The organism is Pseudomonas sp. (assembly GCF_026224925.1).
Lineage (GTDB): Bacteria > Pseudomonadota > Gammaproteobacteria > Pseudomonadales > Pseudomonadaceae > Aquipseudomonas.
The window spans coordinates 1-11,349 of record NZ_JAMFRV010000228.1 but is presented as its reverse complement, the minus strand read 5'-3'; the positions used below and the strand labels follow the sequence as shown (position 1 = coordinate 11,349).

Annotated in this window: 8 protein-coding genes, 1 tRNA gene and 2 pseudogenes; 8 read left to right on the top strand and 3 right to left on the bottom strand. The window is 57.5% G+C overall.

Annotated elements, in window-relative coordinates; genetic code table 11:
- The 8 genes from M0974_RS09850 to M0974_RS09815 all read left to right on the top strand — a co-directional run.
- On the top strand, positions 1 to 277 hold a 277-nt coding region (locus M0974_RS09850), incomplete at its 5' end, for a molybdopterin dinucleotide binding domain-containing protein (RefSeq protein WP_297835764.1).
- Positions 278 to 1,228 (top strand): formate dehydrogenase subunit beta, encoded by a 951-nt coding sequence (gene fdxH, locus M0974_RS09845; protein WP_297835762.1) that lies wholly within the window; start codon positions 278 to 280, stop codon positions 1,226 to 1,228. It begins immediately after the preceding gene.
- Positions 1,225 to 1,878: a formate dehydrogenase subunit gamma gene (locus M0974_RS09840; protein ID WP_297835760.1), complete on the top strand. Its 654-nt coding sequence runs from the start codon at positions 1,225 to 1,227 to the stop codon at positions 1,876 to 1,878. The genes fdxH and M0974_RS09840 overlap by 4 nt, the downstream gene beginning before the upstream one ends.
- A 4-nt stretch (positions 1,879 to 1,882) precedes the next feature.
- Positions 1,883 to 2,809, top strand: a complete 927-nt coding sequence (gene fdhE, locus M0974_RS09835; protein ID WP_297835759.1) for a formate dehydrogenase accessory protein FdhE — start codon at positions 1,883 to 1,885, stop codon at positions 2,807 to 2,809.
- A 90-nt stretch (positions 2,810 to 2,899) separates the two neighbouring features.
- Positions 2,900 to 4,327 (top strand): L-seryl-tRNA(Sec) selenium transferase, encoded by a 1,428-nt coding sequence (gene selA / locus M0974_RS09830; RefSeq protein ID WP_297835757.1) that lies wholly within the window; start codon positions 2,900 to 2,902, stop codon positions 4,325 to 4,327.
- On the top strand, positions 4,324 to 6,243 hold the full coding sequence (selB, locus tag M0974_RS09825) for a selenocysteine-specific translation elongation factor (protein ID WP_297835755.1): 1,920 nt from the start codon (positions 4,324 to 4,326) through the stop codon (positions 6,241 to 6,243). Before selA ends, selB begins: the two co-directional genes overlap by 4 nt.
- 6 nt (positions 6,244 to 6,249) lie before the next feature.
- Positions 6,250 to 6,345 (top strand) — tRNA-Sec (locus M0974_RS09820).
- A gap of 558 nt (positions 6,346 to 6,903) precedes the next feature.
- A complete protein-coding gene (locus M0974_RS09815) occupies positions 6,904 to 8,001 on the top strand; it encodes a diguanylate cyclase (RefSeq protein ID WP_297835753.1) in 1,098 nt (365 codons plus the stop codon).
- Positions 8,002 to 8,457: 456 nt separating this feature from the next.
- Here M0974_RS09815 and M0974_RS09810 read toward each other — a convergent pair.
- From M0974_RS09810 to M0974_RS09800, 3 genes and pseudogenes are all read right to left on the bottom strand, one after another.
- A pseudogene (locus tag M0974_RS09810) lies at positions 8,458 to 8,677 on the bottom strand (OST-HTH/LOTUS domain-containing protein); the annotation flags it as partial.
- A gap of 40 nt (positions 8,678 to 8,717) precedes the next feature.
- The gene (locus M0974_RS09805) at positions 8,718 to 10,604 is read right to left on the bottom strand and encodes an acyltransferase family protein (protein ID WP_297835751.1); all 1,887 of its coding nucleotides are present in this window, start codon (positions 10,602 to 10,604) and stop codon (positions 8,718 to 8,720) included.
- Positions 10,605 to 11,145: 541 nt separating this feature from the next.
- Positions 11,146 to 11,349, bottom strand: a pseudogene (locus M0974_RS09800) (alpha/beta hydrolase); the annotation flags it as partial.

The window sequence follows — 11,349 nt, the reverse complement described above, 5'->3', positions numbered from 1 at the left end:
AGTTCTGGCCAAGGAGAAGGGCATCGTCGCGGGCGACCGGGTGCGGGTCAGTTCCAAACGCGGACATATCGAGGCCGTGGCAGTGGTGACCAAGCGGATCCGTCCGCTGCAGGTCAATAACCAGACCGTGCACCATGTCGGCATCCCGCTGCACTGGGGGTTTACCGGGCTCACCCGGCATGGCTACTTGACCAATACCCTCGTTCCGTTCCTCGGTGACGGCAATTCCCAGACTCCGGAATCCAAGTCATTCCTGGTCAATGTGGAGAAAATCTAGATGTCCAGCCAAGACATTATTGCCCGTTCGGCCACCACCACCGTGCCGCCCTCGGTGCGCCAGCAAGAGGAAGTGGCCAAGCTGATCGACACCACCAAGTGCATCGGTTGCAAGGCGTGTCAGGTCGCCTGTTCGGAATGGAACGAATTGCGCGACGAGGTCGGCCACAACCACGGAACGTACGACAACCCCCAAGACCTCAGCGCCGAAACCTGGACGTTGATGCGCTTCACTGAGCACGAAAACACGGCGGGTAACCTGGAGTGGCTGATCCGCAAGGACGGCTGCATGCATTGCGCCGACCCCGGCTGCCTGAAGGCCTGCCCGAGCCCTGGGGCAATCGTCAAACTTGCCAACGGGATTGTCGACTTCAACCAGGACCATTGCATCGGCTGCGGTTATTGCATTACTGGTTGCCCTTTCGATGTTCCACGCATCTCGCAGAAGGACCATAAGGCCTATAAATGCACGCTGTGTTCTGACCGGGTAGCCGTGGGACTCGAGCCCGCCTGCGTCAAGACCTGCCCGACTGGCGCGATTGTGTTTGGCAGCAAGGAGGACATGAAAGAGCACGCCGCCGAACGCATCGTGGACCTCAAGTCTAGGGGCTTCGAGCACGCGGGGCTGTACGATCCTTCCGGGGTCGGTGGTACTCACGTCATGTACGTTCTGCACCATGCCGACGACCCGACGCTGTACGCGGGGCTGCCGAAGGATCCGGTGATCAGTCCATTCGTGGGGCTCTGGAAAGGCGTGAGCAAACCCCTGGCGTTGTTGGCCATGGGGGCGGCGGTGCTGGCTGGATTCTTCCATTACGTACGCATCGGCCCGCAGCGGGTCGAGGAAGACGAACACCTACCGGGCAAGGACCCCAGCGTGCACGAGGTCGACCCAGCGGTGCACACCTATGATCCGCATAACCCAGATTCTCGCGGGGAGGACCGACCATGAGCCACAAACCCATCCTGCGTTACACCACCAATCAACGCACCAACCACTGGCTGGTGGCGATTCTGTTCTTCATGGCCAGCCTGTCGGGGATGGCACTGTTCCATCCGGCGCTGTTCTGGCTCAGTAACCTGTTTGGTGGCGGGCCTTGGACCCGAATCCTGCATCCGTTCATGGGCGCACTGATGTTCCTGCTGTTTATGGGACTGGTGATCCGTTTCTGGCGGGCTAACTTCTTTATCGCCAATGACCGGCTATGGCTCAAGCGAGTGGGTCGGGTGATCCGAAATGAGGAGGAGGGCGTACCGCCAATCGGTAAGTACAATCCCGGACAGAAGCTGCTGTTTTGGACCTTATTGGCCTGCATGCTGGTGCTGTTACTCAGTGGTGTGGTGATCTGGCGCGTCTATTTCAGCGCTTACTTTGGTATCACGGTCATTCGAATGGCCATGCTGCTGCACGCACTGGCGGGTTTTGTGCTGGTGTTAAGCATCATCGTGCATATCTACGCCGGCATTTGGATCAAGGGTTCTGTGAACGCCATGCTGCATGGCTGGGTCAGCCACGCCTGGGCGAAGAAACACCATGGGCTCTGGTACCGCGAGGTGACTCGCGATGAGGCGCCCGACAGTCGCGTCACGAAAAAAGGATGATTCCTTGAGCACGATACTCGAGCCCGGACAGATCGAAGCATCAGCCAGCGCGCTGCCGTTTCTGTACCTGCCACCGCACAATCTGTTCACCTTACGCGCCGAGCGTTTGGAGCAGTTGGCCAGTGGGCACCCGCTAGTCGACTATCTGACACTGATCGCCACTCTTTGCCGCGTCCAACAGAGCGTGTTGGACCAACCGCCGACGACGAAAGCCCCAGACCCCGAACGCCTGCGTTTATGCCAGGAACATGGCTTGCCGCCGCTGGCCGCCGACAGCCTGGTGCGCGAGGACGGCTGGCAGCCGTATCTGGACGCCTTGCTGATGCGTTACCCGCCGCCGCCCCAACCGCCGGTGCAAAAAGCCATCGCGACCTTGCACAACGCCAGTGCCGGGCAGCGCAAGGCGTGGGCCATCGCCTTGCTCAGCGGCCAGTTTGAGGGGTTGCCCGCAGCACTGGTACCGTTTCTCGGCGCCGCCTTGCAGGCCGCCTGGAGCCACTGGTTGCTGAACATGCCAACCATGGACCTGAAGCCTTGCGACAGTCTCGGCCAATGCCCGGCCTGCGGTTCGCCAGCCATGGCCGGGGTGATTCGCCACCGAGGCAAATACAACGGGTTGCGCTACCTGGTGTGTTCGTTGTGTGCCTGCGAATGGCATGTGGTGCGGGTCAAATGCATCTACTGCGAACAGAGCAAGGGGCTGAAATACGCCAGCTTCGAAGATGACCGCTATGCAGCCAACCAAGCGCCACTGCGGGCCGAAATCTGCCCCGGCTGTAACAGTTACCTGAAACTGCTCTACTTGGAAAATGATGCAGAAGCCGAGGCTCTTTCAGCGGACCTGACCAGCCTGACGTTGGACATGCGCCTGGATATGGAAGGCTACCAACGCCAAGCGCCGAACCTGATGCTCGCGCCGGGGGGCAGTTGAGCACAGCGGCTACACTCAAATGACCTGTGTGCACGCCCCCCACAAAGACCATGTGGAGTCAGAAATCCCGTTTTTTTCCCGGAGCCCTGAATGCCCAATCCTGCCTCCAGCCCCCCGCGCCTGCCTTCGGTTGACAGTCTGCTGCATAGTCCCGCCTGCCAGCCACTGGCAGAACGGTATGGTCGCGATGCATTGCTCGCCACTCTACGGCAATTGCTTGATGATCTGCGCGATCCGGTACACCTGGGCCAACTTGACGCCGTTGAACTCACGGCGCAGGTATTGGCGGGCAGGGCAGGCGAGCGCCTGGCAAACCAGCACGCCAGTCGGGTGCGGCGGGTGTTCAATCTCACCGGCACCGTGCTGCACACCAACCTCGGTCGGGCGCTGTTGCCGGAGGAAGCCATCGAGGCCGTGCACCAGGCTGCCCGCTATCCGCTCAATCTTGAATTCGACTTGCAAACCGGCAAGCGCGGCGACCGCGACGACTTGATCGAAGGTTTGATTCGTGAGCTGACCGGCGCAGAAGCGGTGACAGTGGTCAATAATAACGCCGCTGCTGTGTTGTTGGCGCTCAACAGCCTAGGCGCGCGCAAAGAAGGCATTATCTCCCGTGGCGAGCTGATCGAAATCGGCGGTGCATTTCGCAGTCCCGACATCATGGCCCGGGCCGGGGTCAAGCTGCATGAAGTAGGCACCACCAACCGCACCCATGCCCGTGACTACGAAGCGGCCATCGGCCCGCGCAGCGGTCTGTTGATGCGCGTGCACACCAGTAATTACAGTATTCAGGGGTTCACCGCTCAGGTGCCGACCGTCGAACTGGCGCAACTCGCCCACCGCCACGGCTTGCCATTGCTAGAAGACTTGGGCAGCGGCAGTCTGTTGGACCTGACACGCTGGGGACTGCCCGCAGAACCTACTGTGCTTCAGGCGCTGATCGATGGCGCCGATATAGTGACCTTCAGCGGTGACAAGTTGCTGGGCGGCCCCCAGGCCGGACTGATCGTAGGCCGCAAAGACCTGATCGCGCGAATCAAGAAGAACCCGCTCAAGCGTGCGCTGCGTGTGGACAAACTGACCCTGGCCGCCCTCGAAGCGGTACTGGGTCTGTACCGCGACCCCGAACGCCTGGCCGAACGCCTGCCCACTTTGCGCCTGCTCACCCGTCCACAAGCCGATATCCTTGCCCAGGCCGAACGCCTGCGCCCTTTACTGGCCCAGGTATTGGGCGACGGTTGGGCCGTGGCGGCATTGCCAGCGTTGAGCATGATCGGCAGCGGCAGCCAACCGGTGGCCCGATTGCCCAGCGCCGCGTTGTGCCTGACGCCGCACGCGCCCAAACGGCTGCGCGGGCGGCGGTTGCAGGGGCTGGAGGCGGCATTGCGGGCATTGCCCATTCCGGTGCTCGGTCGTATCAACGACGATGCCCTTTGGTTGGACCTGCGCCAACTGGACGACGAGATGGCTTGGTTGACCCAGCTTGACCAACTGCAAGGGGAGGGTCGGGCAGGGTGATCGTCGGTACTGCTGGGCATATCGACCATGGCAAGACCACCTTGCTCACGGCTCTGACCGGCCAGTCCGGTGACCGCCGCCGGGAAGAGCGTGAGCGTGGCATCACTATCGATCTGGGTTTCATTTACTCGGCGCTGGAGCCTAGGGCGGCGCTTACCGGCTTTATCGACGTGCCCGGTCATGAGCGCTTCATCCACAACATGCTCGCCGGTGTCCAGGGCATTGACTTGGTGCTGCTGGTGGTGGCTGCGGATGACGGAGTGATGCCTCAGACCCGCGAGCATTTGGCGATCATCGAGATGCTAGGCATCCCTCGGGCGCTGGTGGCGATCAGCAAGTGTGATCGCGTCGATGCGATCCGGGTACAGGCGGTACAGGTCGAGGTCGAAGCATTGCTGGCGGCCGGTCCCTATGCTGGCTCGCAACAGATCGTGCTGTCGAGCCTGACCGGGGAGGGTATCGAGACCCTGCGCCGGGTGTTGCTGGATGCGCAGCGCGAAGTCCAGCAACGCAGTGCCTGTGGCGGTTTCCGCTTGGCCATCGACCGTGCTTTTAGCGTTGCAGGTACCGGTATTGTGGTGACCGGGACCGCCTTGGCCGGACAGGTGACAGTGGGCGACACACTGCTGTTGGGCCCAGCCGGCAAGGCCGTGCGGGTGCGCGGTCTGCATGCGCAGAACCAGGCCGCCGTCGAAGGAAGGGCCGGGCAACGGTTGGCGTTAAACCTGAGCGCCGAGCGCCTGGCCCTGGAGCAGATCCACCGTGGCGATTGGTTGCTGGCCGATTGGCTGTATGCGCCCACCCAGCGCTTGGACATCGACATGCAACTACTTGCCAGCGAGACCCGCGCCTTTACACACTTCAGCCCGGTGCATGTACACCTGGGCACTCAAGATGTTACCGCCCGGGTCGCATTATTGGAGGGTGAAAGCCTGGCGCCGGGGCATCGAATGTTCGCACAATTGTTGCTGAATGCACCCGTGCAGGCGGTGCAGGGTGATCGCCTGGTTCTGCGCGACCAGAGCGCGCAGCGCACCCTTGGCGGGGGGCGGGTGCTGGACCCGTTTGCACCGGCGCGCCAACGTCGTAGTCCGGCTCGGTTGACACAGTTGCAAGCCTTGGCCGACACCGACAGCCTGGAACAGGTTTTGCCGACGTTGCTCGCCAACAGCGACGCAGGGCTTGAGCCACAACGTCTGGAGCGTCAGTTCAATCGCCTGCGCGCCACATGGCAATTGCCGGCCGATGTCCTTGTGATTGCCACGCGTCAAGGCTCGCGGTTGTTCAGCGCTTCCCGCTGGCAGGCCTTGAAAAATATGTTGCTGGAACAACTGACTCGCTTTCACCAACTCGAACCGGACCAGTTGGGGCCAGACCGAGATCGCTTGCGCCGGTTCGCAGCTATGCCCCTGGACCGACCGACTTTCATCAGCCTGCTCGACGAATTGCTGGCCGGCGGCGCCATTGCCGCCAGCGGCCCTTGGCTGCATTTACCCGAACATCAGGTGTGCCTGAGTGAAGAAGACGCGACCTTGTGGCAGCAGTTGCAGCCACTGCTCGAACAGTCGAATTTCGATCCACCTTGGGTGCGTGGTCTGGCCAACGCAATTCATCGTGACGAAGCCGCCGTGCGCTTGCTGCTGCGCAAACTGGCACGGTTGGGGCAGGTGCATCAAGTGGTGCGCGACCTGTTTTACACTGACGCCACGGTGCGCCAACTGGCAGCTATGCTGTTGCAACTGGCTGCCGATAACTCAGCCATCCCGGCAGCCGCGTTTCGCGATGCAGTGGGCATCGGCCGCAAGCGCAGTATCCAAATTCTTGAGTTCTTCGACCGTATCGGCTTAACCCGTCGGCTCGGCGAGCAACGCCGCATCCGCCCGGACAATGCACTCGCACAAAGCACTGGAGACTGATTTCAAGGAAGGCAATCGCGCCCGGTGGCGCGGCCGGGCTTCAAACCCGGTTGGGGACGGCATCCGCTCCCGGGCAGGTTCGACTCCCGCTACCTTCCGCCATTTCGCGCAGCGCAGACTGAGCACTTTCAAGCAGGAGTTCGATGCCTGGCCTTCAGGCTACTGACGCCCGAAGATCGTGCGTTCTTGGGCGGGCGCCAACGCGTTTCTGGAAGGCGGAGACAGCCGGCCAGGGCGTGAGGTCGCGGACCAATTGACGATGGCGAACAGGTAGGCGTCGGCCACATGGGCGTGGAATACGCAAATCACGCAAGCTATGTTGGCCGGACGCTTAGTGCGCTAGTTAAAGCTGGCGGATGATAGTCGATGAAAGTTCGATACTGGTAAGAAATGGCGAATCAACCAGACCCCGAGTCATGCATGTTGCACCGTGAGGGGCAGGTTGAAACGTTGACAGGGGAAACTGAGCCGCAGAATCAGGGATGCCGATGCTGTTACAGCTTACAAGCCTCCAGGAGCATTCCCTCCACAAATGATGGTATTTTGAGATACAAGCCGATAGGTCTGTTAGGTTGTCGAGCGTGCATAAATTTTTATGCTCGATTTGGCCAACGCTTGAGCGAGGCCGTAGCTGCATAATCTGAATGTATGGATACAGTAATGACGAGTTCATTCGGAGCAAGGAACAGAAGCCAAGCGTTCGCAAAACGTGCATTGATGCCTCGGGCGATAGGGCTGGCCGCTGGTTTTTTCTGCGTCGGTGGGGTGTTTTGGGAGCAAGGTCGTCCACCTTTCATCTGGGCACTGCTCATCACTTTTTGCTTCGTTTGGCCGTGGATGGCCTTTTTACTAGCACGATCCGCCGAACATCCCGCGCATATTGAACGACGCAGTGTCTTGCTTGATTCAGCTTTCTCCGCGTTTTGGGTCGCCGCTATAGGGTTCAACTTGGTCCCTAGCGTGGTGATGCTCTCGATGCTGGCAATGAACAACGTTGCTACGGGCGGGATGGCCTTCGTATTACGCGGCTGGCTGGCCAAAATGGTGGGAATCGCCGTCTCCGTCGCAACATTCGGCTTAAGTTTCTCGTTTTATAGCACGCCCTTGGTGGTCTATTCGTCGATACCGATGATCGTTATCCAACCATTGGTCATAGGTTGGACGCTATACAAACTGGCGCTCCGGCTAGGGCAGAACCGTGAGGTGTTGCGTGAGTTGAGTGAGACCGACAGCCTGACAGGTCTCTACAATCGTCGTTACTGGAACGCGCTGCTCGAAAATGCATATAAACGCCGCGTGCATGGTGTCTCGAACGGCTGTCTCGCACTCTTAGACCTGGATCATTTCAAGCAGATTAACGACACGCATGGCCACCTTGTTGGGGATGAAGTGCTGCGACATGTGGCTTGCGCACTCAGGTCTAACCTGCGTCCCACTGATATTGTCGCGAGATTCGGTGGAGATGAGTTTTGTGTGTTCCTGCCTGATACCGATAGGGTGACCGCCTTTCAGGTACTTGACAGGGTGAGGATAAACGTTGCTGACGCTGTATTTGGTCAAAAACAGACGACCATTGCGACCTTAAGCATCGGTCTAACCGCGTTCGATAATCCAATATTGCTCAATGAATGGTTCAAACAGGCGGATTTGGCACTGTATGAAGCAAAAGCGCATGGGCGCAACCAAGTCGCCTGTTTCGAAACAACTCAAAACCCTTCTAAAGAACATAATACATATGTGAAAAAAGAAAAGTGCTAATGGAAGCGCTGCACAAATAGCCAATCAGCTAAAACAAACCCACTTTACCCACCTGCGCATCAAATTTTCCATAGCGAACGACAAACCTGCCTGTAGCATTAATCGATAGCGATCACACTCCTGAGAGTCAACGGCCCTTCGTCGCTGGAGCGATCTATCAGATAGGAGTCTGCATGAACGTCGTCGTTGATGCTCCGCACTTAGCGCCAAATCGCACACCAGAGTGCGTAGGCGTTCGACAACTTACGGTGGCATGGGGCGGAGATCTATCTGCGGGCCAAACTATAGAGCTGCAGTAGACGCAGCAATGAGCATCTGTCCGGCGGGCATCGGAGCGGCATCTCATTCTTTGCCTTAGCGGTAGCGTTCGGGGTTGCTGCAAAGCATCCTCGCCCAAGCATAAGCAGGTTTATGAGTTAACAGTTGTCACAAAGACCTACCTGCTTAACCACCTGTTTATTTGCCTCGCTGCTTATGTCGGGCGGACGTTTCAGCGGTTCCACTCACGTATTTCTTCGGGGCGAGTGACACGCCGCGGCGATCCGTCACTGAGCTGACCCTTGATCAAATCACTTAGCTTCTTGTAGCCGTGAGTACGAGGGTCAAACTCAGGTCTCAGCTTTGTGATGTTTGCCCCTAATGCACCTAGATACGCCCAGCCATCTTCGTCAGCAATGGGTCAGTTCACGAAAGCTCGCGCTCACTTCAGGGTTTTGTCAGTTGAATTTTTCAAGCTCTGGCAGTACGTAGTTCTTCACGACGTATATCGAGCCTTTTTCGCTCAGGTGGCTGGAGTCGAATTGCAGTAGTGAATTGTCGTCCGGCAGCCGCACCAAGCACGAGTTGGCGACACACAATTTGTCGATCAACGAGACGAAGTTGACGACGTTGTGGTCAATGGAGCTTTGGATAAGGTGGTCGGTTCTTATGACATCTTGGTCGAGGGCAGGGTCGGTGATGTGCGAGTCGTTTGTGCCCCAGTGCCGGTTGGCGATGACGCTGGGAAGTGAGGGGTTCCATTCTGGCATCGGGCCGATTAGCACTACGTGCTTGACCCCGTAGCTTTTTAGTTGGATGGCAATTTCGTCCCAGTTAGTTTTATCGTGCTCGTCTTTTTGTGCAATCACCACTACGTCCGGGCGAAGGTTCTGAATGCTATCTAGCGCGGTTTGGTTTGAGTAGTTACAGGCTATGCGCATCGGGCTTTTGAAGCCAAGGCTATCGGTCAGGCTGGGTTTGCAGCCTGCGGAGGCGACCTGATAGAACGCCGTTTCCTTGGGTAGCGAGGTTCTAAATCCTTTGGACAGTGCTTGCGCGTGGGAGTCACCCCACAGGAATACGCCGCCTTCACCTTGCTTACTGATGCAACCAGGGTCAATGGCAGACTGGCCTCGCTGGTTGAAAGCGGAAAACGCATCGCACTTGAGCCAGTAGGCTTCATACAGGGTACCTATCATTGCGGCGTAATCCACAACGAAGTGCGCTCTGTCCGAGCTACTGATGGCACGAAGGGGCGAGACAGCACCGTTGCTTGCATTGACTGCGACTGCACCGGTAAACACCAGCGCGATAAGCGCGCTGACAGTGCTCAATTTCCAGTGGTATGGGCTCTTTTTCACCGGACTTTTTTCGATCAGGGTGTAGGACACCAACGCCAGCGCGAACGAAGCCGCAAGTCCAAGCACAGCATTGCGGTAATCGCTCAAGTAACCGGCATTGCTCATGAACACAACCACAGGCCAATGCCATAGGTAGAGTGAATACGAGAGTTTGCCGGCCCATTGCGAGAACGGATTGTTGGTTAGCACCGAGTCCTGGCGTGCAGAGACGATCACTAGCATCGTGCCGAGCACCGGTAGTAACGATAGATAGCCGGGCCAGACGTCTTTTTCCGAGAGTATTATGAAACTCAGGACAATCATCAATAAGCCGACGTTTTCCAGCAAGCGTTGCTTAAGCCCTTGTAGCTTGATCGGGAACAAGTATGCGACGCCGCCCACCAGTAATTCCCAGGCTCGCGCAGGCAGTAGGTAAAAAGCTCGCTCCGGAGATCGGAACGATGAGTACACACAGAATATGAAGCCCAACACGCAGGCGGCCAGCACGAGCCTGCGCAGCACAGGAAAAGCAATCATCTTGCTCAACAGTAGTAGGGCAATGGGATAAATCATGTAGAACTGCCATTCCACCGACAGCGACCACGTATGAAGCAGCCATTTTTCTTGGGCGCCAGTAGTGAAGTAACCGGCCTCGGCCCGGTAAACCACATTAGAGAAGAAACCCAAGCTACTGGCGATGTGTTTGCCTAGCTCGCCGTATTGAAGTGGTAGGAGATAGAACCAGCCGTACAGCAAAAGTACTAAACACATGGCCGCTAGAGCGGGAATGATGCGTCGAGCCCTGGACGAATAGAACGCGACCAGGCTGAAGCTATTTTTTTGCAAGCCGCGAAAAATAATGCCGGTGATCAAATAGCCGGAGATCACGAAGAATATATCGACGCCTGCGTACCCACCGGGAAGCCAGGAAGGATTGAAGTGGAACAACATTACTGCAATAACGGCGATGGCACGCAGTCCATTAATGTCTTTTCGAAAATCCATTGAGAGTGTTATTTCCAGGTGCGATCAAGGCTCAGGGTTCGGCCTTTATCGTGATTTATAGATTGCTGTACGTGACGATCGGCGAGGATCTTACTCCTGCTTAGATGAACGATATCGATTAATTCCAGTTTTTCTTGCACATAAACGCGTCTCCAACCGGCAGTTATATTCACACATATAACGCCAGGCAGGGTTTTTGCCCTACTCGAATTTTAATAAAATGCTGGTGTTATTGGCCTTGCTACTAGCGCTTGTGGTGTCCACTGTTTTCCGCGCGGCAACTGCTCCCCTGGAACAGTACGGAGCGAGTGCTCTCCAACGACGCGACGTTTACGCTGCCAGCGTTCGAAATCGGGCGTAAAGGAACCACGTTGATTGATCATTTGACACATCTCTATAGCGAGTATTATCGCCTAGATGTTCGGCCTGCTTTATTAGGCCGCTAAATCGTTATCCAAGATCAATCCATCAACCTGTTAATGTAAAACGCCGGATGACCCTGTGGTTATCCGGCGATTTGCTGTGTGCCGAGTCAGGTGATTCAGGCGGTGCGGCCACCCAGGGTCTCGGCGATCCAGTCGGCGATGTAATGCCCGGCGTTGATGCTGTTATCGAAGCTGGAATGTTGAACGCCGCCTTCTCGCTCGGTAAAGATTTTCAGCTCGCGTTTAGGACTGTTGATCAGTTGCTCGTAGGTGCGCAGCGCCCATTTCAACGGGATCTGTGAGTCCTTCTCGCCGTGGGT